The 24710-nt window shown below is 48.8% G+C and carries 20 protein-coding genes; 13 read left to right on the top strand and 7 right to left on the bottom strand.

What is annotated here, in order from left to right:
- The 4 genes from AAC022_RS09515 to AAC022_RS09500 form a co-directional block, all read right to left on the bottom strand.
- Positions 1–1962: a hypothetical protein gene (locus tag AAC022_RS09515; RefSeq protein WP_339730385.1), complete on the bottom strand. Its 1962-nt coding sequence runs from the start codon at positions 1960–1962 to the stop codon at positions 1–3.
- Positions 1952–2839 carry a prepilin-type N-terminal cleavage/methylation domain-containing protein gene (locus AAC022_RS09510; RefSeq protein ID WP_339730382.1) on the bottom strand — a complete coding sequence of 296 codons (888 nt, stop codon included), beginning with the start codon at positions 2837–2839 and terminating at the stop codon, positions 1952–1954. Before AAC022_RS09510 ends, AAC022_RS09515 begins: the two co-directional genes overlap by 11 nt.
- Before the next feature lie 22 nt (positions 2840–2861).
- The gene (locus AAC022_RS09505; RefSeq protein WP_339730381.1) at positions 2862–3467 is read right to left on the bottom strand and encodes a prepilin-type N-terminal cleavage/methylation domain-containing protein; all 606 of its coding nucleotides are present in this window, start codon (positions 3465–3467) and stop codon (positions 2862–2864) included.
- Between the two features lie 443 nt (positions 3468–3910).
- Positions 3911–4714 carry a HEAT repeat domain-containing protein gene (locus AAC022_RS09500; protein ID WP_339730380.1) on the bottom strand — a complete coding sequence of 268 codons (804 nt, stop codon included), beginning with the start codon at positions 4712–4714 and terminating at the stop codon, positions 3911–3913.
- 232 nt (positions 4715–4946) lie between these two features.
- Between AAC022_RS09500 and AAC022_RS09495 the strand changes: the two genes are divergently transcribed.
- From AAC022_RS09495 to AAC022_RS09465, 7 genes are all read left to right on the top strand, one after another.
- Positions 4947–6173 carry a protein-L-isoaspartate(D-aspartate) O-methyltransferase gene (locus AAC022_RS09495; protein ID WP_339730379.1) on the top strand — a complete coding sequence of 409 codons (1227 nt, stop codon included), beginning with the start codon at positions 4947–4949 and terminating at the stop codon, positions 6171–6173.
- 248 nt (positions 6174–6421) lie between these two features.
- Positions 6422–7498, top strand: coding sequence for a hypothetical protein (locus AAC022_RS09490; protein ID WP_339730378.1), 1077 nt, complete (start codon positions 6422–6424; stop codon positions 7496–7498).
- 71 nt (positions 7499–7569) lie between these two features.
- The gene (locus AAC022_RS09485; RefSeq protein WP_339730377.1) at positions 7570–8964 is read left to right on the top strand and encodes a hypothetical protein; all 1395 of its coding nucleotides are present in this window, start codon (positions 7570–7572) and stop codon (positions 8962–8964) included.
- A gap of 147 nt (positions 8965–9111) precedes the next feature.
- Positions 9112–10344: an LL-diaminopimelate aminotransferase gene (locus AAC022_RS09480; RefSeq protein WP_339730374.1), complete on the top strand. Its 1233-nt coding sequence runs from the start codon at positions 9112–9114 to the stop codon at positions 10342–10344.
- A 260-nt stretch (positions 10345–10604) separates the two neighbouring features.
- Positions 10605–11321, top strand: a complete 717-nt coding sequence (locus tag AAC022_RS09475; RefSeq protein ID WP_339730372.1) for an FKBP-type peptidyl-prolyl cis-trans isomerase — start codon at positions 10605–10607, stop codon at positions 11319–11321.
- A 275-nt stretch (positions 11322–11596) separates the two neighbouring features.
- Positions 11597–12682, top strand: coding sequence for a hypothetical protein (locus tag AAC022_RS09470; protein WP_339730370.1), 1086 nt, complete (start codon positions 11597–11599; stop codon positions 12680–12682).
- A gap of 202 nt (positions 12683–12884) precedes the next feature.
- The gene (locus AAC022_RS09465; RefSeq protein WP_339730367.1) at positions 12885–13925 is read left to right on the top strand and encodes a ThiF family adenylyltransferase; all 1041 of its coding nucleotides are present in this window, start codon (positions 12885–12887) and stop codon (positions 13923–13925) included.
- Positions 13926–13954: 29 nt separating this feature from the next.
- Here the strand turns inward: AAC022_RS09465 and AAC022_RS09460 are convergent, their stop codons facing one another.
- Positions 13955–15481, bottom strand: coding sequence for an alpha/beta hydrolase-fold protein (locus tag AAC022_RS09460; RefSeq protein ID WP_339730365.1), 1527 nt, complete (start codon positions 15479–15481; stop codon positions 13955–13957).
- A gap of 207 nt (positions 15482–15688) precedes the next feature.
- Here AAC022_RS09460 and AAC022_RS09455 point away from each other — a divergent pair, with 207 nt between their 5' ends.
- From AAC022_RS09455 to AAC022_RS09445, 3 genes are all read left to right on the top strand, one after another.
- Positions 15689–15922, top strand: coding sequence for a SlyX family protein (locus tag AAC022_RS09455; RefSeq protein ID WP_339730364.1), 234 nt, complete (start codon positions 15689–15691; stop codon positions 15920–15922).
- Positions 15923–16115: 193 nt separating this feature from the next.
- On the top strand, positions 16116–17594 hold the full coding sequence (locus AAC022_RS09450; protein WP_339730363.1) for a sulfatase-like hydrolase/transferase: 1479 nt from the start codon (positions 16116–16118) through the stop codon (positions 17592–17594).
- A gap of 327 nt (positions 17595–17921) precedes the next feature.
- On the top strand, positions 17922–18968 hold the full coding sequence (locus AAC022_RS09445) for a fatty acid desaturase (RefSeq protein ID WP_339730362.1): 1047 nt from the start codon (positions 17922–17924) through the stop codon (positions 18966–18968).
- A 94-nt stretch (positions 18969–19062) separates the two neighbouring features.
- On the opposite strand, the gene AAC022_RS09440 is transcribed toward AAC022_RS09445, so the two are convergent.
- Positions 19063–20082, bottom strand: a complete 1020-nt coding sequence (locus tag AAC022_RS09440; protein WP_339730358.1) for a sugar phosphate isomerase/epimerase family protein — start codon at positions 20080–20082, stop codon at positions 19063–19065.
- 193 nt (positions 20083–20275) lie between these two features.
- On the bottom strand, positions 20276–21607 hold the full coding sequence (gene ahcY, locus AAC022_RS09435; RefSeq protein WP_339730357.1) for an adenosylhomocysteinase: 1332 nt from the start codon (positions 21605–21607) through the stop codon (positions 20276–20278).
- A 489-nt stretch (positions 21608–22096) separates the two neighbouring features.
- On the opposite strand from ahcY, the gene metF reads away from it, so the two are divergent.
- Genes metF through AAC022_RS09420 form a run of 3 tightly spaced genes read left to right on the top strand, consistent with a single transcriptional unit; the run spans position 22097 to position 24706 of the window.
- Positions 22097–22972: a methylenetetrahydrofolate reductase [NAD(P)H] gene (gene metF, locus AAC022_RS09430; RefSeq protein WP_339730355.1), complete on the top strand. Its 876-nt coding sequence runs from the start codon at positions 22097–22099 to the stop codon at positions 22970–22972.
- 48 nt (positions 22973–23020) lie between these two features.
- Positions 23021–23878 (top strand): shikimate dehydrogenase, encoded by an 858-nt coding sequence (aroE, locus tag AAC022_RS09425; RefSeq protein ID WP_339730354.1) that lies wholly within the window; start codon positions 23021–23023, stop codon positions 23876–23878.
- A gap of 39 nt (positions 23879–23917) precedes the next feature.
- Positions 23918–24706 (top strand): ADP-ribosylglycohydrolase family protein, encoded by a 789-nt coding sequence (locus tag AAC022_RS09420; RefSeq protein WP_339730353.1) that lies wholly within the window; start codon positions 23918–23920, stop codon positions 24704–24706.
- The last annotated feature ends 4 nt before the right edge of the window (positions 24707–24710 follow it).

Raw genomic sequence — 24710 nt, 5'->3', positions numbered from 1 at the left:
TTAGGGAATTTCTTTCCAGTCAATCAACGACCAGCGATATCCCGCGTATTCGGGGTTGGCATCACCGCCGTCATAGGGTTGAAACAGTGGCGGTTCCCAACGGTATTCCTGATCCGTCAGATGCTGAATGTGCAGCGTTGGTTCCAGATCCAATCCGTAAAGTTGATAATAGGAGCTCCAGCCAGTGAAGTTCAGCGGGTTCTTGAGCCATTCAGCGAAGCCCAGCAGGGAGAGTCCCAAATACTCGCGTAAGTCATTTTCATATTCCCAGTAAGAATGGCGATCATTCCAGAGATAATTGGAAAGCACCCATTCATGCAAACGATTGAAATCAAACGTTTCTGCACAGACGGGCCCGCGGATTTGAGTTAGCGACCGTTTATGCAGTTTGATTTCATAACCGGTCGGTGTCGCATGATTTATTTCGCCTCGAACCGTTACCTGCTGGTTCTGGCCATCGACTCCGATAATCGGATACCAGGTACCCGTTGATCCAGTATTGCCTGTGCCGGATGTATTTAACCAGATCGCATATGTTCCATCGGTGGACAAGCTATCCAGCACTTGGGATTCACGTAGCGTGACGATACTAAAGGGTTGTTCCGTGGAAATGGCAGTCGCTGTTCCCGTCAATTGAATTGGCGCGGCATTCGGGTAGCTGACAGAACCACCGGCTCCCTTCAAGTTATTTTGACAGATAACAGCGCCTTCAATCGTAGATTGTGTTTCTCTATCAAATTCAATGTCGTCAGCGACCAATGTGGGAAGTCGTGGCCAAAGATGAGCATCTGAAACCAACGGTTCGCCGGAAGCGCCTGTCCAATTGAAGGCAGTGATATAGATGCCCTTGCCTTGAAACTGAAGCTTATTTTTTACGACCAGAGTTCCCTGAACGATGACGTTATCATAAACATTTAGATTTCCATTGCGGTAAAAAATTCCCAGCGGATTTTCCGGAGTCGGTTTCAACGTAACGTTGTATAATGTGGAGCTGAGCGAGACTGCCTGATATTCCGGGCCGCCGGCATAGAGCCGATATGAGGAAAAATGAGACTCATCAAGGCTCGGAATCGTGAGTTCTTGTGCCGTCGTCGACCAGCTTACGTTCAATTCTTCAAGGTCATCCTGAACAGAATTTTTTGGCGATTGATAAAATGTGATATTACCTGCGATGGGATGTGGGTAATGAACGCTGGCATCAGACAAGTTTGTTGACCCGGCTGGAAATGTCACCAGCCGATTTCCCAGATCCTTCAGGAAGCTACTGCGGACAGAGGGTTTCCAGTCAGGATCTTCGTAGATTATTAAACGCTCATTTAACCAGAGATTTCCATCAATTCGGTCACAGGGATCGAGGATCAGTGAATCTTTTCCTTCCTCAGCAAACAGGGCATATTGTCTGATGAGATCGAAGTCGCCTGGATTAGCGACCTGATCGGTTGCACTGGCAGAGTCCCCAGGTAAGATTATTCTGCCTTTCAAACGAGGCACCAGCCGGACTTTCGCCGTAATCTGATACTCGGATCTCAGGTTGTTATTTTCGGCAGACGTCCAGACACCCAGCGAATGAATTTCCAGTTCTAGCACCGAACTGAGAGAATCACCGGGTGCTTGAAACGAAACGCGATAAGTGCTGGTTCCATCTGAATCGGACTGAAAATCGCGAACTATTTGATCATTGGCACCCGCCCAGTCAAGCGAATTCATGCGGTTAAGTGCTTCGGCGATGCCTGCACGGGCGGCATTCATTGCCAGATCGCGTCGCGACCCATTTTCAGAAATTTGTGTCAGCACACTTTGAGTTTGAATGAACGAATACGTTAAAACCATAGACATGCTTAATGCAAACATCACCAGAATCAAAGAGATACCCGAGCGAAGGGTGCGTACCTTCCGTGTCTGCCCGTGTCGTTTAGCACAGGCTGGCAGAATCGCTCTTAATTGATCCTGTTTAAGGTACATATGCATAATACCTCGAACTGGACCCGAAAAATGGAAGTGCCGTGGGTGAATTCGCGTCGTTTAATGCCGTCCGTTCTGCAGTTTCAAACTGGATTTCGTAATTGATTCTTATCTGGCGTAAACCACTCGTTGCACTCGCTGTACCCTGTGGCCAGGAAAGGTTCATCCAAGCGCTGGTCCCGGGAGAGACTCCACTTAGATTGCTGTCACTGGGAGTTTTTACAATCTCAAAACGAATATTTCCGACGGGGGTTCCCCAGGGGTTTCCCGACAGAATGAACTGACTGGCTTTGATCCGGTTGCTCAACAAAGCCGATTCGGCACTATTTGAACTAATCGCAGAGCGAATCGTACTATTAAATGAGGAACTGTTGAAATCGATTGATGAATCTATGTCGGGCAGTGCGAGTTCGATCAGATTATGTGCATCGTCGGGGTCGCTGGTATAGATTAATAGTTCGTTGATTTTCGGGAGTCGTGTCAATGTGCCTTGATCGCTGATGCCGCCATTACGGCCGCCTGTCCAGACGACGAGTGTGTTTGCGATATCAATGCTGTTCCAGGAATTCGTGACGACGGCCAATCCGACCTGCGGCGGTTGACCACTGACCTGATAAATGCCTGCTTGTGAAACCATCATTTTTATGCGATCAAATGTGGCGGTGATCTGCGCTTGAGAATCTTCGATGCCCTGCGTATGTTTCCAGGCAGATTGTGTGGCCGTCACAATGCCTCCCAATGCGACAACCAAGATTGAGGAGATGGCCATCGCCATCAATAACTCAACCAGCGTTAAACCACCTCGTGAACCCGGAGCTCTCTCTGCGCAGAAACGCACACGGCCCAGCTCGATTAAGAGTGGACTTTCTGAAAACACGTGCGGTGCCCTCTTCGAGTTGTCAGGGTGAAAGTGGTACATAACTGAATATTCGTGTTGCTTCTGAAATCACATGATTACGTGAACCGGCATCTGTCGTCATTGCCAGTTTGATGGTGACAGTGACTCTGCGAAAATCGGTCTCGTCATTCGTCACAACCCAGCCTGAGCCGTTGTCATGTTTGATGCGTTCGACAGAGACTTCTCGCCGGAGTCTGCCTAAAAAACTGGTATCCGGAACCAGCAGGCTGGGACGTGTAATCAAGTAGTATTCCAGAATCGTGACTGGTTCGTTACCTAATGGATATCCTTCTTTATTGACTGGTGGTGAAGCCGACCAGTTGTCGTAGTCATCCAGGTCATCAAAATCCTTTCGCTTTCCAGTGGAGTGCGGACGTGTGTCACTCGATGTGGGAAATCGGACCGCTGCGAGTTCTTCCAGCAATTGATCTGCCAGACCTGTGCCGACATTATGATTCAATGCAGAGTAACTGGCGCCCAGCGAAGCACCGATGGCTGAGAATAGAGCAACTCCGGCAATCGCTGTGATTGTCACAGAGACCAGCGATTCAACGAGTGTGAATCCGTTGCGGCGGGATCGCTGCAACCATTGTTTTCTGGTTGCCATGGGCTGTTCCAGTCATATTCTGCTCGAGGGTGCCGATTTGCATCATGCCGGTGGTCCTTCAGAAATCAGGAAGAGACCAGAGTATCAAGCACCATCAAGTCAGATGGTTTCAAGACAAAAAAGCGCGGCAAGGTCCCCTCAAAGCTCCCAGCTTTCCTTGCCGCGCTGTAGATCCTCGCTTCGATTAGAAGCAGAGGAAAAATATGATGATTGCGTTGAGAGGTCAGCAGTCCCTCTCTGCCAATAAAAGTAGGTCACGCGCATCGTTAGTCAAACGGATTTGCGTAAGATCTTCAGAAATTCGCTTTTCTCCGATACATGTCGGAAAATTCGCTTACAGCCGGGTTCGGTAAAATCGCTACAATCGCCACAGGGAGACGGGCAATTGAACCGGGGCGCTTGATCCAACGTGAAAGAGGGTAGCGCAAAGCTGGCAGTGGTACCTATTGCTTTGCCCGTTCAATCTGCGATTTCGAGGAAAGAGCCGCTTCACGCAGTACTTGATCGGTATTGGTGTCATCGATCAGTGTCTGCAGGTCAGTTAATGTCGTTTTAGCAGGGTTCCCGATCTGACCCAGTACCTTGATTGCCGCTAATTGGACATCGCTGTCTGAGTCATTGAGGGCCGCCTTGATGACTTCCAATTGTTCATCCGAATGGGCATCGAGGCTACCCAGTGCATAAACGGCGGTGACACGGGTATTGGCGTCCGCATGTTTTGTCAGATTGATCAAAACAGGAATGGCTTTGTCGCGGTATTCAGGAAAGTGTGTCAGCGTCGAAGCGGCATTGACTTGGATAAAAGGTGATTCATCTTGCAATGCTTGTTCGAGAACCGGTGCAGCCTCCTTCGCTTCCGGTCCCAAACTAGCCAGATACATACTGGCCAACTCTCGTGCAGCAGTTTCTGAACTGGACATTTCTACGGTCAAAGTCGGGACAGCCGTGGTTCCAAAGGCCGTCAACTGCTTGTCGGCTTTTTGCCATTCGTCTGGATCAGGTTCCGTGCGATTTGCCAGTAATTTTTGAAAAACGGCTTTGACTTCGAGTTGCGGATCTACGGGTTCTTCAGGAGCAGCGACTTGTTCGGATGCTGCGATTTTGGAATCGTTTTTAATGCCAGATGCTGAAACCGGTTTCTCCTCGGAAGGAGAGTCGGACGAGCTACATCCCTGAACGAAGAGAACAAAACCGAGAGCACAAACAATGCTTGTTACGCGATACACATTCATCTGACTGGAATCCATCCGCTCAAAGATCCATCGAAAACGGGCTTAATTTAAGGATCATAACGAATTTTCTTCTCTGTGTAGATAGAAGTTGGTAGATAGAAACCGCACATTCCAAAGTCAATCTTGTGATTCATCGTCACTTATTGAGAAATCAACATTAACGCAGGTTACCAGCAAGTGCTATAATTTACGATCATTCCAGATTTAAATCGTGAATTTCACAGTAATATGGCAGAGAGGTTCTCTGATGAAGCGGATTATTGTCTTCTTATTAATCAATGTCATTACCGGTTTCGTGATCGGGAATTCTCCGGAGCCAGTCCTTGCACAGAGCAGCGCATTCTTTCGTGACCTGCGCCATGAAATGGTGACACGTTATATTGAGGGAGAGGGAATAAAAAACCCGCGCGTGCTCTCTTCCATGAAGCAGGTTCCCCGCCATGAATTTGTCAGTTCCAAGTTGAAGAATCTGGCTTATCAGGACCTGGCATTGCCGATTGGCTATAAGCAGACAATTTCTCCTCCCTATGTCGTGGCGTATATGACAGAGATCATCGACCCTCAGCCTGAGGATAAAGTGCTCGAAATTGGCACAGGCAGTGGTTTTCAGGCGGCGGTACTTTCCGGTCTGGTGAAAGACGTCTATACCATCGAAATTGTGGAAGGACTCGGAAAGAAAGCAGCGGTGCGGTTGAAGCGGTTGAAATATGATAATGTCCACACGCGAATTGGCGATGGTTATCTAGGTTGGCCAGAAGAAGCACCATTCGACAAGATCATCGTGACCTGTTCACCGGAAAAAGTGCCTCAGCCTTTGATCGACCAGCTGAAAGAAGGAGGCATGCTATTAATTCCTCTGGGAGAGAGATATCAACAGGTCTTTCATCTCTTTCAGAAAGAACAGGGGCAACTAAAGCATAAACGGCTCATTCCGACCTTGTTCGTTCCCATGACGGGTCGCTCTGAAGATAAACGTGAGGTCAAACCAAATCCCCTCCAGCCGCAAATCATCAACGGCAGTTTTGAACTCGATGCAAACAGAGATAAAAAAGTTGATAACTGGCACTATCAACGTCGAGTTAACTGGATCAACGTTGGTGCTCCCGATGGAACCTCTTATCTGCAATTTGAAAATGAGACTCCCGGAAACTTATCACAAATCTTGCAGGGAATGGCCATTGATGGTTCCAAAGTTCATGCGCTCGACATCAGTCTTCAGGTCAGTTACTTGAATACGGCTCAGGGAGTTGAGAACTTTCAACAACCCGGATTCATTATCCATTTTTATGACAAGATTCGTCGGAATATTGGACAGGCATATATTGGCCCCTGGGTTGGAAGTCGTGAGTGGCATCTGCAGTCAAAAAAAATCTCGATTCCGCCACAGACACGCGAAGCAGTCATTCAGTTGGGACTCAATGGTGGCATCGGAGTACTGAACGTCGATCAGCTTAAGATTGAAAAAATCGAGTAGTCTTCGAATCCACTTGATAAGGTCATAGTTTTTTCTTGAAAAAACCTGACCGACTCCTAGAATGAAAAACGCAACCCCACTTCTTTTGAAGAACCTCTCTCCGACTGGGATAAGATACGTTTTCTTATCTCCGCATCTGTCCACGTAGTCATTACGCACAGTCAGATTCTGCTCTTACTGAAGAACTCTCGTGCAGAGTTCTTTCAGAGCGTTATTTATCATTCTTAAACAGTTAACGTGGAACACGAATGCCATTACGCCAATTCCAGACTCTTCAACAATCACAGGGCGCCGTTTTCAAAGATCTTGAACAGGTTTATCCACTTGCATCTGACTTTGGAACTCCTGAGAAAGAGTATCAGAGTGCGCAAGAGAACGCTGTACTTTTCGATCTGAGTCATCGAGATCAACTAGAGTTAAAGGGCAAAGATCGGGAAAAGTTTCTGCACAATTTCTGTACGAACGATATCAAAAGTTTGCAGCCCGATCACGGATGTGAGGCGTTTATAACGAATGTCCAGAGCCGTATCTTAGGTCACATCTTTGCCTTCAATCACGAAGAGTCAATCTGGATTGATACCGCGCCCGGAGAAAGTACAGCGATCATCAAACACCTGGACCGGTATCTCATTCTGGAAGATGCCAATTTTGAAATGCGCACACCGGAGTTCGGTAATCTGTATCTGACTGGCCCAGATTCAATAGACATGCTTTGTCGTACGGGTATTCCGGTTGAGTCGCTTGCGGTAAATCAACAGCTACGTGTGTCGAATGGTGATAAGAAACTGACTGTCAGACGCGTTGATTGGTTACAACAGCCAGGCTTTCTTTGTTGTCTGCAGTATGTCAAGATCTCTGATTTGTGGACTAATCTGCTTGAAGTGGGTGCAACTTCAGGAGGTCAAGACGTGTTCCAGGCGCTATGCATTGAATCCGTGTTCCCGACATACGGTATTGATCTCTCAGAGGAGAATCTGGCGCAGGAAGCAAATCGAACTGATCGCGCGATCTCATTCAAAAAAGGCTGCTACCTGGGGCAGGAGCCCATCGCGCGAATTGATTCACTGGGACATGTGAATCGCGAGTTGCGAGCGATTGGCCTTGATCAGGCATGGGTCCCTCCAGCGGGAACGAAGGTAGTCGTGAAAGACGCTGAAGAACGCCAGGAGGTTGGCACGATTGCTTCTTCTGCCAAATCGTATGGAAAGTATCCTGCTGTCGCGATGGCGTTGCTGCGACGTGGTTCGAATGATCCGGGTACCGAAGTTCAGCTCGTTTCCGAGGATCAAGAGTTTTTGGGAACGGTTTTGACTTCGCTCAATTAAGCGACCGATTCACTGGTTTTTTTCTGTGTGTCTCTGTCAGAGAGCGGTGAAAGCCATCGCCGGGCGTTATAATGAGCGCAAAAACGGCGAGCCGATCCATGTCACAGCAGAAGCTTCACTTACAACTACGATTACTGAAAGTCACTCTGGCATGTTTCTCGCTGGGGCTGCTCTGCATTACGTGGCGACTCTGGATACCGCAAACGCGATTTCCTCAGGTCCCTTTATTCTCTTCGATTTTTAATCTCCCTACGTCAATAGACTGGTTGACGCTGACTTCGATGGTTGTTTCCAGTCTGTTGGTCCTGGGGATGGTCTTCACCTCATGGTTTCTGCAGAGACAGGATCGGGAGTTCTGCCAAACAGGCCAACAAATATGCGGTGGTTTGTTTTTTTTCGCGTTTCTAATTTCAATCGCGTTTGACCAGCATCGTATTCAACCCTGGGCGTATCAGTTTGCTGTCGGTTTTTTGTTGCTGACCTGTCTGAAGCCGCCGCGTGCTATTCGGCTGTTTCGACTGTTTGTAATCAGCATTTATTTCTATTCCGCGCTCTCCAAATGCGATGCCAGTTTTTTACAGACGTTGGGCCCGCAGCTGGTGAAAGGTCTGTTTACCGGAATCGGCGTGTCGACCGCATACTGGTCAGAGCGTACTTTAACTTTGATCGCTGCTTCATTTTCGGTTGCCGAATTTTTGATTGCGGTGGGTTTGTTGATTCCCCGTACCCGCCAATGGACATTCTGGGCTGTCGTCTCGATGCATGCCTGTCTCATCCTTGCCGTTGGTCCCTGGGGATTGAACCACCATGGCGGCGTTCTCATCTGGAATATTTATTTCATCATACAGGATTTGATTTTGTTTAGTGGATTGTTCGGTCTGGCGAGATCGGGAGAGGCGTCTATCAGTCAAGCCGATTTCAGTCTGTCGTTTCAACATCGTTCCGGAAGAGAAAAGAGCATCATGACTGTCGCCTGGTTTGTGATGCTGGCGCCCTTGTTAGAACCCACCGGATATTTTGATCACTGGCCTGCCTGGGGTTTGTATGCGAGTTCGCATGATCGTGTGACGCTGCTGGTTGACGAAGAAGAAAAATGGAAGCTCCCCCCTGCACTGCAGCCGTTTATTGATCCGCCTCGACCACTAAGTTCCTGGTGTCGGGTACGCGTTGATCGCTGGTCGCTGGCAGAACTCGGTGCCCCCGTTTATCCACAAGCACGCTTTCAATTGGGAGCGGCCATCGCGGTCTGTAGGATTTCAGAGCAGGATCATGAGAACGGCTCACAACAACCCCAAGTCAGGCTGCTGTTCGAAAGCGCAGCCCATCGGTTAACGGGCAAGCGCAAAATCAGTGAGTACACAGGCTTAACACAAATTGAGCCGCTCACGCAACGGTTCTGGTTCAATGCCCGACCTCGCCCCTTTGATCTAGGGGAAAACGACAGTTTGGCGACCGAAGAGAATTGAACCTTTTCCGTGAAAAGCTGTCTCTCCTGCGTGCGTCGGTTGCAATTCTGCCGGATTCAAAATACAACGGCGTTTCTGGTTTTGAAAAAAATCCTTCCTGATGATTCACCAACACAAGTTTTGTCTATTTATGATTTGAGGCGTGAAATGGCTTTGATTAATGACCACTACCTGAAGCTCAAAGCGGGTTATCTGTTTCCGGAAATCGGACGTCGTGTCAATAAGTTTTGCGACGAGAACCCGAGTGCTGCCGTAATCAAACTGGGGATTGGTGATGTCACCGAGCCTCTTCCGCCTGCGATCCGGGAAGCGATGCACGCCGCCATTGATGAGATGGGAAATCCTGATACGTTTCGTGGCTATGGTCCCGAACAAGGATACGCATTCCTGAGAGACGCGATCGTTCAAAACGATTTTCAATCGCGGGGCGTTGATATTTCCGCAGACGAAATTTTTGTCTCAGACGGTTCGAAATGTGACACGGGAAACATCCTCGATATTTTTGGTGCGGATAATAAAGTCGCCGTCACTGACCCCGTCTATCCGGTTTATGTCGATACCAATGTGATGACCGGCCGCACGGGCTCCGCGGATGAGAGTGGACGCTACGCAGGTTTGACTTATCTGCCTGTGACTGCCGAGAACAACTTTGTCCCGGCTTTGCCCGAATCACCCGTCGATCTGATTTATCTCTGTTATCCCAATAACCCCACGGGAACGGTCGCAACAAAAGAAACCCTCAAACAGTGGGTTGATTACGCCAAAGCAAACGGGTCGATTATTTTCTTCGATGCCGCCTACGAAGCCTTCATTACTGATCCTGAAATCCCGCATTCCATTTATGAGATTGAGGGAGCGAAAGAAGTTGCGATTGAATTCCGCAGCTTCAGTAAGAATGCCGGCTTCACCGGGACGCGCTGTGCCTTCACTGTGGTACCCAAAGAATTAAAGGGAAAGACTGCTACGGGCGAAACGGTAGACATCCATCCTTTGTGGAATCGTCGTCATTGTACCAAATTTAATGGCGTGTCTTACATCATCCAGAAAGGGGCAGAAGCCGCTTATTCTGAGCAGGGCAAACAGCAGATTCAGACGTTGATCGCGTTCTACATGGAAAATGCCCGGTTACTGCGGGAAGGCCTGGAATCGGTGGGGATCTCGGTTTACGGTGGCGTCAATGCTCCCTATGTCTGGCTTCATACGCCCGGTGGTGTGTCCAGCTGGGACTTCTTTGACGAATTGTTGCAAAAAGCACACCTGGTTGGCACTCCGGGCAGTGGATTTGGCGCTGCTGGCGAAGGGTATTTCCGTCTAAGTGCTTTCAACAGTAGAGATAATATCAATGAAGCTGTGACGCGTTTTCAGAACGTCGTCCGTTAACCTGGATAGAGAGTGCAACCGGACCATCAGTGATGGAAAACAGTGTTTTACAGGCGAATGGCCGTTTATTGTAGACACTTCGCGGGAGACTCACGTATAATTATTAACTTGATTTAAGTCGAAGCTCCTCTCCGATTGAGGACACCATGCAATACATCACCTGCTAATCCAGATGCCGACAGCGGCAGCCCGGATCTCGCCGTCCCGTATGGTCACCCCTTTTAACAATTAGTTTCATTGCTCACCGAAAGGTTGTTCCTATGTCGAAATGGCATCTCTCTGCCTGCTTATGTATTGCGTTGTTTGGATTTACACAACTGGCGAACGCGCAGAATGAAAAAGCAGGTTCCGGTAAATCTGCTTTCAAAGATCAGAAACAGAAAGTTAGTTACGGGATCGGCTACAATCTGGGTCAAAACCTGTTAAAGGATCAGTTAGAGCTTGATCCACAGATTCTGGTCAAAGGTATTATGGATGCCATGACCAAGCAGAAACCACAGATGACCGAAGATGAAATTCGCGCCACATTGATTGCATTCCAGCAGGAATTACGCCAGCAGCAGGAAGCAAAAATGAAAAAAGCGCAAGCCGAAAACATCGCCAAAGGAAAACAGTTCCTGGCTGCGAATGCCAAGAAGGAAGGCGTTAAGACCACTAAAAGTGGGCTGCAGTATAAAGTTATCAATAAGGGAACGGGAAAGACTCCCGGTCAGAATGACAAAGTGACCACGCATTATCGTGGAACTTTAACGAATGGAAAAGAATTTGATAGTTCTTACAAACGAAATCAGCCAGCAACGTTTCCCGTCAGTGGTGTGATCAGCGGTTGGACTGAAGCCCTGCAGCTGATGAAAGAAGGAGATAAATGGCAGTTATTTATCCCCAGCGATCTGGCGTACGGCCAGCGTGGTTCAGGTCCTGATATCGGACCAAACGAAGTGCTCATCTTCGACATTGAGTTACTGAAAGTAAACTGATTTGTCTTAGAGAAATCTTAAACAATTAATCCCAGGCCGACGCCCTTCTTTGTGCGTCGGCTTTTTTTGTATTGAAGTTCCACTGGAAAACGGCAGTCCGGTTGTGTGGCGTGTGTGGATTTTACTGCCTGTTGCCTGGGGTTTTCTACTTGGATGTTGATATTTCGTCCACTCAAAATACGTCGATGTTGCATTTTGTAAGCTAAGGTTCTCAGAGAGTCACATAAATTTTCAACGATCTATATTCTCTGTCAACTTCAAAAAGTAACCGAGTCATGCCCGATATTAATCAAAGTAACGACCAACTTTTACAGGACATCCACAATTCACAGGCAAAACCCACTTGCTCTGAGTGTGGTACTCATGAGCCTTGGGGCCTTTCCTCCTGGTGTCCGAAGTGTGGTTACTATCCGGCTCTGGGAAAATGTGTGGGCCAGGTTGAACTTCAGAATCAGGACGAAATCAAACCACAACCGCAAACCGTTTGGGAAATCATTCCAGCATGGGGTTGGATCCTCGGAATCGGTACCATTGGCTCCATCGGTTTGAGTATTGGCGGACGTTTCTATTGCAGCAACGCAGCTGAGTTATGTTTGTGGACAGTAACTCAAGCCACCGTTGGATTCCTGATGTTTATGATCGCGCATATGATTGTCTATGTGAACGCGGTTTCGAAATCAGTAGAGTTTAGCATCTTGAGTATTTTCCTGACGCCGCTCAAAATCTGGGGACCGACGATTCGCCGTTTTCCGGCAGGTGCCTGGAAATTAGATATGGCTATCTGGGGACTGACCTTAGTTGTAGGCGCATTTACCATTGTAGGCGGCTTCGAATTCAATTCCCTGTTCAAAGACTGGGGCGTGCGGAAGTCTGCGGATGTGAACCTGGTAGCTTCTATCGTCGATCAGGCCAAAGAAGCAGACGGGGGCGCAGAGAATCTGGAAGACGCACTAAACGACTTTGCAGGTGGAACTGATAAGGCAGCAGAAGTCGCCATTCCCATTCCTGAAGAAAAAGAAGCCGCACCAAAACTGACGGAATTTGATTGTCTGTTGGTCGGATACACAGCATTATCGAGCGGCAGGATTGATTCGGTATTGTTAGCCGCCTCCCATAAAAAACAACTGGTCTACGCAGGAAGAATCGATGTAAATGAGATTCCCGATGATGTATTGGAAAAATGGAAGAGTCGACTGCCGAGTTTGAAACAATCTACGCCATTTGTGAAAGTCAGACGATCTGCTACCTGGATCAAACCGAAGATCACATTGAAAGTGGCCTCCAAAGGCTGGTCTGAGTCGACAAATCGATTGATTAAGCCGCAGTTTGTTTCACTCTTACGGGAAATCAGCGTTGATTGATCTTTCAGCGAACGCAAAATAAAATAGAACCGAACCCCGCTGTATTCTACAGTGGGGTTCTTTTTATGCTTGTCAGCGAATCTTCAGCCTCTGCTCAGTGAGAACACACCGGTTCTGGCGACGGCGCCCTGTTATCCCGGTAGTTGATTGCTAAAATAAAGAGAGATCTTCTTTCAAAATCAGCAATCAGGCGATCATCAACATGAAACCGGAATTGGAACGTTACAGTCGGCAGGTCCTCTTTTCAGAACTGGGAGAAGCAGGTCAGACTCGTTTGATGCAGGGGCGCGTCTTATTGTGTGGCTGTGGTGCCTTGGGAACGGTCTTAGCAGAAACGCTGGTCAGGGCGGGTGTCGGTCAGTTGAAAATCGTTGATCGCGATTTTGTCGAACTGAGTAACCTGCAGAGACAGGTCCTGTTTGATGAAACCGATGTAGCCGCCAAACTCCCCAAAGCGATCGCCGCTGCCGAGAAACTGAAAAAAATTAACAGCGAAGTCAAAATCGAGCCGATCGTCGAAGACATTGATCATACCAATATCCTCGCACTGGCGAAGGACGTCGATTTGATTCTGGACGGTACAGATAATTTTGAAGTCCGCTATTTGATTAACGATGTCTCGCTAGAGTTGGGCATTCCCTGGATTTATTGTGGCTGCATCGGCAGTACCGGGCAGACGATGACCATTCTGCCTGGCAAGTCCGCCTGTCTGCGGTGTTTGATCGATTCCGCACCGGAACCGGGTAGCACCGAGACTTGTGATACCGCAGGCATCCTGGGACCGACGGTAAATGTGATCGCGTCAATGGAAGCGATCGACGCAATCAAACTGCTCGCCGGCCGCGAAGATCTGATTAAGCCGGTACTCACCGTGATCGATGTCTGGGAAGGATCGTTCAGACAGATGAGTGTAGCCGAGCTTCGTGAGAAAGCGGGTTGCAAAGCCTGCCACCAGGGAGAACGGATCTGGCTGAAAGGAGAACAAGGTTCGCGCACCACGCGCCTGTGTGGCAGAAATGCGGTTCAGGTTTCTCCGGCAGATAAGGGGCAGATTGTATTTGAAGAGCTGGCGAAAAAACTCCAGCATTCCGGAGCGGTAGACTATAACGCGTATCTGCTCAGGCTGAATCTGAAGAACCCCGATTATGAAGTCAGCCTGTTTCGTGACGGCCGTGCGATTATTAAAGGCACCGATGATCCTTCGATAGCGAAAACGATCTATGCCCGCTACATCGGCAGTTAAACCGTTGGGAAACAGACTGTCTGAGCCTGTTATTTGATCTCAGCCTGATGTGCTAGGAACGACTGCACCATCTCTTTACGCATGCGCAAGACCAGATCTTTCGTCATCAGTGAAGAATGATTTTTCCCCGGAAAGATTTCGACGACTGAGTCGGCAGCAATATTTTCATTTAAACGATCCAAAGTCTGTTTCAGTAATACGGTTGCACCTTCCAGATAAAACGTGTCCTGGTCACCCATGAAGACATGAATTTTTCCAGCCAGTTGTGGCGCAAGTTTCTTCCAGTTCGTTTCCAGAATCAGCCGGATATCATAGGCCTTCCAGGTCTCCACAACTTGAGAATCGATGGTACCCGTTTCCCGATCGTAGAGTTTTAAAGGTGTTCCATCTTTACCACGCGGGCTGAAAACGGCTTCGAAGCTTCGCAACTGACCACCATGCCCCAGAACATGTTCCATTTTGGCAAAGGATTCATACCATAACACAGGTACCTGTCCCATACGGGCAAGCGGCCTGGGCTGATTCGCAGCATCACGATACATGTTACTTGATGAATCGTAGAGGTTGATTTGTTGGAAGTCTCGAAAATCAACGGGATCGGGAGCCGTACTCCAGGTTCCGCCAAACGTTTCGGGGTAGGTCACCTGTAACCAGAGCGAAGACCAGCCCCCCGAGGAATGTCCTGTTAGAAACCGGGCCCGTTGATGCGGAATCGCTCGATAGGTTATTTCGAGTGCGGGCAGAAACTCTGTTGTAAACGCTTTTCCTACGGGCCCATTATTGGCCGAGTCGGCAAAAACATGATGCCCATAGCGACATTGAGGATTCAACAAGACGCGAATGAATTCCACGCCTCCTTTATTCTGCTCCGGAACCGGAGTCAGACTTCGTCCGCGAAGATGATCGCCGCCGAAGCCGGGGATCGTATAAATTACCGGGTATTTTCTCTGGGGTTGTTCAAAATAAGTTTGTGGCAGCAGAACTGTAGCCTCGAAATATGTATCTCGACCATGAAATTTCGATAACAGAGGAGAACGAACTTTAAACAGCTTGCTCCACTGGGTCTCTTTGACCGGTTTTTCAGGTACCAGTTTGTCGACCGTCAACAACGGTGGATTTTGAAAGCCGCCAGCCGGGACTGTGATGACCTGACTAAAGCCGTTTCCGGGAGCGGTACCGATCTGGGGTGCAGTATCATTAAAACGAACTACCGCTTGTGCGCGATATCCAGAGAGTTTCATCTCGGATAACGGCGTCGGGAACGAGAGCAACCCCTTTAAATCGGGGGTGAACTCCAGAAGATCTCCCGGCTGCCAATCTTTCACATCCCGGGCAATAAATAATTCTGGTTGAAACCATGATGGTCCCAATCGTGGCTCCCGATCCATGCGGGTAAATATCAGATAAACGCGGCCCGTAAAGGGTTGCTGATGAACCGAATCCGCAAAGCGGACTTGAAATGTGTTTTCGGCCGCCTGGGATTCAGCAAACAGGAGCAGAGAGAACGCAATCAAGAACAAGAGTGTCAGCAGACAAGACCGAAATCGTTGAATCATAGTGAATCTCACCTCAGATTGTTTCAATGTAAAACGCGACTAAATAAAATTCTAGAGCGCATCCCATTTAATCATAGCGTCTCTCATTCTATGATACTCGGTCCAGATGGTGCTGGAGACGCTATAGTAAACCTGGATACAGGCTAACGCCATCATAACTCTTCAGTTCAATAATAATAGCACCGTCCGTGAAAGGCACACTCCCGAATGAATGATAATCCATCCAGACTGGAAGAACTATCGTCTCGAATATCTCAGATTGAATCCGTGTTGATGCATCTTCAACATGAAGTCGAGCAACTAAATCAGGCCGTTATCCAGCAGAACACAACCGTTGATACATTGGACAAGTCAATGAAATCACTCAACTCCCGTCTCGGCGTTCTGGAAGAAGACGACGAAGGCCGGGACCCCCATCAGGAAAAACCGCCTCATTATTAAGCCCTCTATTTCAGACGTAATTCTTTCCTGACAGAACTTTGGGACAGAGTGCTGAATTCTTCGAACTTCGTTGATTCGGTAATCAATCTACGACTCAATCAAGAGAACCGCTTGAAAATAATCCAACGATGCAGCATGATTTAATTAACAGCCGTTAGTAATCCATGTTTGACTTCCAGAAGGGGTTATGCTCATGCGTCGGGTAATGTCAGTAATTCTCAACAGTAGCCTGATCCTGTTCCTGAGCTCGTTGACTATGGGAGGGTTGTCGGCTGCGGAACAAAAACAGCCTAACGTAGTGATTATCATGACCGACAATCATGGCGAGTGGACGTTAGGTTGTTATGGCAATCGGGATATTAAGACTCCGCATATTGATCAGTTGGCGAAAGAAGGAACGCTGTTCACACGCGCGTTTGCGAACAACGCCGTCTGCTCTCCGACTCGCGCCACGTTTCTTACCGGCCTCATGCCCTGCCAGCATGGAGTGCACTGTTATCTTAGACCGCGAATACAAACTGGCCCCGATTCGTTTAATACGCTGGAAGAATTTCAGTCGATTCCACAGGTCCTCCACGATGCCGGTTATGTTTGCGGGCTGTCGGGAAAATGGCATCTGGGAGATAACCTCCATCCTCAAGAAGGCTTTTCCTACTGGATTACGAAACCACATGGTGGTAGCGCAGGTTTTTATAATCAGAACGTGATTGAGCATGAGAAAATTCGTAAGGAGCCAACCTACCTCACGGACTTTTGGACGCAGCACGGCATCAAGTTCATCAAACAAAACCGGGATAAACCATTCTTTCTGTTTCTGGCATACAACGGCCCTTATGGCTTAGGGTCAGCGATGAAGGAGCCGATTAAAAACCGGTTCAAAACAGACTATGAAAAAATGACGTTCCCTTCGTTCCCCCGAGAGAAGCCACAACCCTGGAATTTCAATTATGGAGACTGGATTGGAGACCTGGGCATCATTCGTAAATATGCGGCTGAAGTTTCCGCCGTCGATGATGGCGTCGGAGAGATCATGCAGACTTTGAAAGAGCTGGGACTTCGTGAGAACACACTGGTGATTTTCACCGCTGATCAGGGATTGGCCGGCGGTCATAGTGGCTACTGGGGCATGGGCGATCATACGCGACCATTGACGGCGTTCGACTGGACGATGACGATCCCGATGATTTTCTCTCAACCCGGAAAAATCGTTTCCGGTGCTCGACAGGGCATGATGGTGGCCAACTATGATGTGTACCCGACCTTGCTCCACTATCTGGGATTGCAGGATGAAATTCCTGAAAAACCGGCGACACCTGGTCGTAACTTTGCGCCGGTCCTCAAAGGCGAACAGATTCCCTGGTCGGAAGTTGTGTTCTATGAGTTTGAAAACGTGCGCGCGATCCGCACTAGAGACTGGAAATACATAGAACGGTTTCGGGAAACGCCGAATGAACTCTACCAGCTAACACAAGATCCCGGAGAACGAAAGAATCTGATTGATGATTCTCAATTCAACAACACGCAGAAAGAACTCAAGCAGCGACTGGATCAGTTCTTTGCCCAATACGCCGATCCGAAGTGGGATCTCTGGCATGGTGGCAAATCAAAGACCGTACTGATGACGAAGAAACTGTTTCCCGAGTCTTCGCTCTATCTGCCTGCCTCCAAGTAATTCCATTCAGTGGGATTACTCCTTCGCATCTGAACGATCTACATCCGGCCTCTCAGTATTGCTGCCGTTAAAATCGACACAGTCGATAGTCTTTCGGCTGGCGTTACAAATTATCTGCATTACCCGATGTTTCATTTTTGCATCATCGATTTGCCGACTTATTCTAAAAGTGTCGGGAAGATTGAGTGAAGTAGACCCCTTCTACCAAAACTCAAGCTGAACCGGGCAAAATGTTGCATTTCCCTTTATGCAACATGGGTCCCCTTTTCCGATACGTAATTTAACGAACAGTTTTGAAGGTCTGAGCACAACCAGGAGGTACGTGCCATGTCGGTTACACATTTTACCGCTAAAGAAATCTGTGCACTCGAAGAAAAGTCAACGACGCCCCGTTTTTTACATTCCCCCTTTGGAACGCTGGCAATCGTTGCCTTGGCGTTTCAATGGCCATCTAACGCCTGGTATTTCCAGCTTGGATTGACGGCAATTGCCGCATATAGCATGTTCTGCTGGACAAGCTGCTTTCATGAAACTTCTCATCAGGGTATTTGTGGAAAACCCTGGGTCAGTATCTGGTTGGGCCGAGTTCTGGGTACGATTCAATTCGTTTCCTATACCGCTTACCGGGAAGCCCACATCCGGCATCATGCCTACCTGAATAAGCCCGGCGATTGGGAATTGTGGCCTTATTCCGATCCCAAAACATCTCTGACCTTTCGGCGGATTTTCTGCTGGTTGGAAATTCCTTTAGGCGTGTTTACCTCTCCCTTCGTTTACGGACGCTTGTGCTTCGGTAGAAACACACCAGTCAGAAACGCCAAAGTCATGAAAACCATGCGGATTGAATATGCCGTGATTGCGGTCTTCTGGGCGGCGATTATCGGAACCGTTGCCTGGTTCTCTGCCTGGAAAATCTTTTTCATCGCCTGGATCATTCCACACTGGGTTGCAGGTGTCATTCAAACATTTCGCAAATTTACCGAACACCTGGGTATGCAAAGTTATGATCCTTTGCTGGGTACCAGAACGGTGATTGGTAGCGGCCTGATTACCCGCATATGCACTTACATCAATTTCGATATCTTCGTGCATGGACCTCATCACCGACATCCTAAAATTGCTCACAATAAACTGGTCGAGAAAATGGATGGTTATCAGGCTGATAATCCCGAGACGACATATCCGGTCTTTACAACTTATATGGCCGCCGTCAGGCATACCCTGCCCGCACTCTGGAATCCAGGAGTGGGAATGAATGCAGGAGCCCCTGCCCCGAAAAAAGAAAAATGGCTGGCTGCAGATAACTTTGTAACGGATGTCGCCAAAGAAATTCTCTCTGATCGTGACGTTGCGAAAGTCCATCGGGCATCGTAACAAATTTGAGATACAGAAAACGCCCCATTTGCTTTGAAAGCGAATGGGGCGTTTTTTTATTGTCGATCATAAACGACATGGATCAATGTTCGAATTACCTTCTGAAGCGACGATTTCGGAAAATTCGACCCAGGCGTCGTCCTCTTTCCTCAACAGGGCAACAGACTTCAGCTTCAGGTTCGGGAGTCAGTTCCTCGCGAACTTTTAACAACAGTTGCTTGCTGGCTTTGATGCCCGCATATTCGTCGAGCTTGCTGCCTTCGTATTCAATGCCCACGTAGCCATGATAGCCGGCATCAAGCACGATCTTCATCATCTTCACGTAATCTGTTTTGATCTCGTTGCCGTCTTTGTCAAACTCGTGTGTTTTGGCACTGACAGCTTTGGCATAAGGCATCAGTTCTTTGACCCCTTTATAGCGGTCATATTGTTCGCCGGTTTTTCGGTCGATTACAAAATTGCCGAAGTCAGGCAACGTTCCGCAGCCGGGTAGATTGACCAGCTTCATTACACCAGCCAGCCAGGCACCGTTGGAAGACAGACCACCATGATTTTCCACGAGTACATTGATGCCAGACTTCGCGGCAAATTTGGTAAGACGACTTAATCCGTCGGCTGCCAGTTTTTGCTGCTCTTCATAACTGCCATTGCTGCGGGCATTCACACGAATTGAATGACAGCCCAGCGTTTTGGCCGCTTCCACCCATTGGTGGTGATTTTGAATTGCCTGTGTCCGTTTTTTAGGATCAGGATCACCGAGTGCCCCTTCTCCGTCGATCATGATCAGCAGGTTTTTCACGCCCACATCAGCGGCCCGTTTATTCATCTCGGCCAAGTATTTCGCATCCCGGGCTTTGTCTTTGAAGAACTGATTCACATACTCAACTGCATTGATACCAAACTCTTCTTTGGTGACTTTGGCAAAATCAAGGTTATCCAGTTTCCCGCCTTTGAGTGCACGGTGCAGAGACCATTCTGCCAGGGAAATTTCGAACAAAGGGTTGTTGAGCGAAGTCGCCGCAAAAGCGGAACCGGCCCAACCGGTCAAAGCGAGTCCGGCAGAAAAGGCGGTCGTTTGTTTCAGGAAATCACGGCGGGAAGAAGACTGTGTCATGAAAGAAGCTTTCTTTGTTTGTGATGAATGGATTTGCAGGATCAGTTTTCACAGGAAAAACTGCTTTCGGATTATAAAAACTCATCCCTCAGCTGACAATCACAGAATCTGATACCATCAAAAAGAAACCCCCGAACCACAGCCAGGGTGATTCGGAGGCTTCAAAATTCAACATGTCGGAGGTTCATCGCTCTTAGTAGCGATAGTATTCCGGTTTGTAAGGTCCTTCGACAGGAATACCCAGGTATTCTGCCTGATCATTGGAGAGTTTCGACAGTTTGACACCTAGTTTATCCAGATGCAGACGGGCGACTTCTTCATCCAACTCTTTCGGCAGCATGTACACGCCGATTTCGTACTTGTCGGTTTCGTTCCAGAGTTCGATTTGGCCGATCACCTGGTTGGAGAAACTATTTGACATCACAAAAGAAGGATGGCCGGTCGCACAACCCAGATTGACCAGACGACCTTCCGCGAGCACGAGCAACGCTTTACCATCAGGGAAAACAAACTTGTCGACCTGAGGTTTGATTTCGATTTGCTCGATATCTTTCCGGTTCTTCAGGTAAGCAACCTGAATTTCCGAATCGAAGTGGCCGATGTTGCAGATGATGGCTTCGTTTTTCATGTTATCAAGATGTTCGCCACAGATAACGTCACAGCAACCGGTAGCGGTTACGAAGATATCGCCGCGGCTGGCAGCTTCTTCCATCGTGGTGACTTCGAAGCCTTCCATCGCAGCTTGCAGTGCACAGATCGGATCGATTTCTGTGATCAGCACACGTGCTCCCAGGCCTTTCATGGCGTCGGCACAACCTTTACCGACATCACCATAGCCACAGACGACGACGACTTTACCGGCAATCATAATATCGGTGGCACGTTTGATGCCGTCTGCCAACGATTCGCGGCAGCCATACAGGTTGTCGAACTTACTCTTGGTAACAGAGTCGTTGACATTGATTGCAGGCACACCAAGCTTTCCAGCTTCATGCATCTGATGTAAACGGTGCACACCGGTGGTGGTTTCTTCGGTGAGTCCTTTGATTGTTTTGAGCATTTCGGGGTACTTTTCGTGTACCATGACAGTCAAGTCGCCACCGTCGTCCAGAATCATATTCAAGGATTCTCCGTTCGGCCAGTAGAGCGTCTGCTCGATACACCAGTCGAATTCCTCGTCATTCATGCCCTTCCAGGCAAAAACAGGGACACCGGTCGCGGCAATCGCAGCTGCGGCATGGTCCTGTGTGGAAAAGATGTTACAGCTCGACCAGCGAACTTCTGCTCCCAGCGCAGTTAATGTTTCGATCAGCACTGCCGTCTGAATGGTCATATGCAGACAGCCAGCGATCCGTGCTCCTTTAAGCGGTTGCTCTTTGCCATACTTTTTCCGTAACGACATCAAGCCGGGCATTTCAGTTTCTGCCAGTTCAATTTCCTTGCGACCCCAGGCAGCCAGCTTCTGGAATTCCTCTTCGCTGTAGTCCTTGACTTTATACGGTAGTGAGTTGGTTTCGGTCGACATTCGCAATCCTTTGTGATTCAATTGGAAAAGGGGAGTTTTTGATTCGTGTTCAAGCGGAAACGGGCTTGAATGATGGCATTATAGTTGCTCTACTTAAGCAGACAAAATTAACACTGATCAAAATCAGCGTATGATACCAATAAAAATCAGCACGCGTTTCAAATGGAAAAGCGAACTCTGATGCTTTTGAAAAATTAAAACGAAGGCGTTTACCTCGAACAAACTGAGATACCATCATTTCGGTATTCAGGCCCGTGGAGTGCGGCCCAACATTTCTGCGAGTCATCAAAGTTGTCAGAATAGAGCCAGATAGACAGGTAAACGGTGTCTACGCTGACTGCAAGATAGGAAAATCGAACCAGAGTGGCAATAGAAAACCCAGAATTGTTGACCTGCAAAAACGATAATTTATACACTGTGCAAGCCCCTCTCTGGATGATTCTAGAGCAATGCACGTGGATTTAAACCCTCTTCAGACAAGAAAATAGAATGCGAATTAGTGAATTATATCGTCCCGGAACATTCGGCCTTTCTGTAGAAATTTTCCCTCCCAGAAACGAAAGCGGCGATGCAGAGCTGTTTCGGACACTGGAAGAGCTGATCCGCTATCAGCCGGCCTTTGTTTCATGTACTTATGGGGCAGGAGGTTCTACCAGCAAACGGACCATCGAGCTATGTGGAACGATTCAGGATCAGCTGCATACCACGGCTACCGCACACTTTACCTGCGTCGCATCCACACGGGACCAGTTGATTGAATGGCTGCATAGTGCTTCCGAGGCTGGTATCTCGAACATCATGGCATTACGCGGCGATCCTCCGGCGGGCCAGGAAACGTTTGTGCCCGCCGATGGCGGCTTAAAGCATGCGAATGAACTGGTGGCGCTGATTCGTGAACATTTTCCTCAAATGGGCATCGGCGTTGCCGGCTATCCGGAAGTTCATCCCGAATCGCAGAACGCGGAAACCGATCTGGAAAATCTCAAACGCAAAGTGGATGCTGGTGCAGATGCCGTCTATACGCAGCTCTTCTTTAACAACACTCATTTTCACAATTTCCGCGAACGCTGTGTTCAAGCGGGGATTACCTGCCCGATCATTCCAGGCATCATGCCGATCACCGAGTTTCGGCGGATCCAGCGCATCAGCTCGATGTGCAATTCCGAATTTCCCGCGGAATTAACAGAGAAACTGGAAGCAGTTCAGGACGACCCGGAAGCCCAGTTTGAAATCGGCGTGGAATTCGCGATCCGGCAATGCCAGGAACTCATCGATGATGGCGTGCCCGGCATTCACTTTTACGCATTGAACCGTTCGCTCGCCTGCAAACGCATCTTTGATGCACTCGGTTTCCACGAAGCGTAACTGCCATTATCCATCGTAGTCAATTCAGCAGCAAGAAGAAGGAACCTCATGAATCAGCCGCTCAATTTCAAACAGGAACTGACTTGCGTGTTCGGGCAGCCGGTCGCTGAAAATCCGACTCAATGCATGATGGAGGCGGCTTACAATGACTGCGGCCTGGAATGGCGGTATCTGACAATTGAAGTCGCACCGGAAAATCTGGCGCAGGCGGTCGGCGGTTTACGGGCGATGGGATTTCGAGGCGCGAATTTAACGATCCCGCATAAAGTCGCCGTGATTCAACACCTCGATGGCATTAGTGACGCCGCCGCGATGATGGGTGCTGTCAACTGCATTGTCCGCAAAGGCGATCAGCTGATAGGCGAGAACACGGACGGCAAAGGCTTCGTGCAGTCGTTAAAAGAACTGACAGATCCCGCGGGCAAAAAAATCGTGATGTTCGGCGCCGGTGGTGCTGCCCGGGCGATTGGCGTGGAAACCGCACTCGCAGGAGCCGCGGAAATTACAATCGTCAACCGCAGCGCCGAGCGCGGCGAAGCACTCGTTCAACTGTTGAGCGAAAAAACCAGCGTGCCCGTTTCATTCACACATTGGGATGGCGATTATACCCTTGCCGAGGACGTCGATGTTGTGATTAACGCGACCTCGATCGGCTTGTATCCCGATGTGGACGCCGTCTTCCCGCTCGATTTCAGTTCGCTCAAACCCAACATGATTGTATCCGACGTGATCCCCAATCCGCCGGAAACCCACCTGCTCCGCGAAGCCGCGAAAATAGGAAGCCCCACATTGGACGGCCTGGGCATGCTCGTGAATCAGGGAGTGATTGGTTTTCGACTTTGGACCGGCGTAGACCCCGATCCCAAAGTCATGCGGGCCGCGCTGGAAGAAGTATTCGGTGTGTGAATGAATTCTTCACAAGCATAATTTCGTAGGAAACATCGAATGTGGGGTGCAATCGTAGGCGATGTCATCGGTTCGTATTTCGAACATTTTCCCACGAAGTCGACGGACTTTTATCTATTTCGCGAAGAGTCGACCTTTACCGACGATACGGTGCTCACAACCGCTGTGGCGGACTGGTTGTTAAAAGAGAGTGATCTTGTTAACACCCTGCATCGTTATGTCAAACTCTATCCGGAGGCAGGTTACGGACACACATTTCTGTCTTGGGCTCAGTTGCGCCGGCGCGTACCTTATCAGAGTTGGGGGAATGGCTCTGCCATGCGCGTCAGTCCGGTGGCTTATGCAACAGAAACCCTGGCCGATTGCCTGTATCTGGCGAAAAAGTCGGCAGAGGTTACCCACAATCATCAGCAGGGAATTTATGGTGCCCAGGCAACGGCAGCCTGTGTCTTTCTGGCTCGCACCGGAAGTTCCCGGACTGAAATCCGTGAGTATATCGAAACCACATTCGGCTATGATTTACAGCGCTCGTTGGAAGAGATTCGGCCGCATTATGTGTTTGATGTTTCCTGTCAAGGTTCGGTACCAGAATCCATCATCGCCTTTCTGGAGTCGACCGATTACGAATCGGCCATCCGGAATGCGATTTCACTAGGTGGTGATGCAGATACGATGGCCTGTATCGCGGGAGCAATCGCCGAACCTTTTTATGGCGGTGTGCCTCAAGAAATATACGAGCAGACCTTACTGTTACTGGATGATCGAATTCGAAACACAGTGCAGTTATTCTATGATCGTTTTGTCGACCGACAACCCGATGCAAAATAGAAGA

It is taken from the genome of uncultured Gimesia sp. (genome assembly GCF_963976445.1).
Classification (GTDB): Bacteria; Planctomycetota; Planctomycetia; order Planctomycetales; family Planctomycetaceae; genus Gimesia.
This window is presented reverse-complemented; position numbering and strand designations above follow the sequence as displayed.

Bases quoted from the DNA above. Each gene is read 5' to 3' on its own strand.
- AAC022_RS09450 (WP_339730363.1), top strand. From the start codon at position 16,116: ATGCGTCGGGTAATGTCAGTAATTCTCAACAGTAGCCTGATCCTGTTC.
- AAC022_RS09500 (WP_339730380.1), bottom strand. From the start codon at position 4,714: ATGGATTCCAGTCAGATGAATGTGTATCGCGTAACAAGCATTGTTTGT.
- AAC022_RS09440 (WP_339730358.1), bottom strand. From the start codon at position 20,082: ATGACACAGTCTTCTTCCCGCCGTGATTTCCTGAAACAAACGACCGCC.
- ahcY (WP_339730357.1), bottom strand. From the start codon at position 21,607: ATGTCGACCGAAACCAACTCACTACCGTATAAAGTCAAGGACTACAGC.
- AAC022_RS09505 (WP_339730381.1), bottom strand. From the start codon at position 3,467: ATGGCAACCAGAAAACAATGGTTGCAGCGATCCCGCCGCAACGGATTC.
- AAC022_RS09465 (WP_339730367.1), top strand. From the start codon at position 12,885: ATGAAACCGGAATTGGAACGTTACAGTCGGCAGGTCCTCTTTTCAGAA.
- AAC022_RS09490 (WP_339730378.1), top strand. From the start codon at position 6,422: ATGCCATTACGCCAATTCCAGACTCTTCAACAATCACAGGGCGCCGTT.
- AAC022_RS09420 (WP_339730353.1), top strand. From the start codon at position 23,918: ATGTGGGGTGCAATCGTAGGCGATGTCATCGGTTCGTATTTCGAACAT.
- AAC022_RS09460 (WP_339730365.1), bottom strand. From the start codon at position 15,481: ATGATTCAACGATTTCGGTCTTGTCTGCTGACACTCTTGTTCTTGATT.
- metF (WP_339730355.1), top strand. From the start codon at position 22,097: ATGCGAATTAGTGAATTATATCGTCCCGGAACATTCGGCCTTTCTGTA.
- aroE (WP_339730354.1), top strand. From the start codon at position 23,021: ATGAATCAGCCGCTCAATTTCAAACAGGAACTGACTTGCGTGTTCGGG.
- AAC022_RS09485 (WP_339730377.1), top strand. From the start codon at position 7,570: ATGAGCGCAAAAACGGCGAGCCGATCCATGTCACAGCAGAAGCTTCAC.
- AAC022_RS09470 (WP_339730370.1), top strand. From the start codon at position 11,597: ATGCCCGATATTAATCAAAGTAACGACCAACTTTTACAGGACATCCAC.
- AAC022_RS09445 (WP_339730362.1), top strand. From the start codon at position 17,922: ATGTCGGTTACACATTTTACCGCTAAAGAAATCTGTGCACTCGAAGAA.
- AAC022_RS09495 (WP_339730379.1), top strand. From the start codon at position 4,947: ATGAAGCGGATTATTGTCTTCTTATTAATCAATGTCATTACCGGTTTC.
- AAC022_RS09455 (WP_339730364.1), top strand. From the start codon at position 15,689: ATGAATGATAATCCATCCAGACTGGAAGAACTATCGTCTCGAATATCT.
- AAC022_RS09515 (WP_339730385.1), bottom strand. From the start codon at position 1,962: ATGTACCTTAAACAGGATCAATTAAGAGCGATTCTGCCAGCCTGTGCT.
- AAC022_RS09475 (WP_339730372.1), top strand. From the start codon at position 10,605: ATGTCGAAATGGCATCTCTCTGCCTGCTTATGTATTGCGTTGTTTGGA.
- AAC022_RS09480 (WP_339730374.1), top strand. From the start codon at position 9,112: ATGGCTTTGATTAATGACCACTACCTGAAGCTCAAAGCGGGTTATCTG.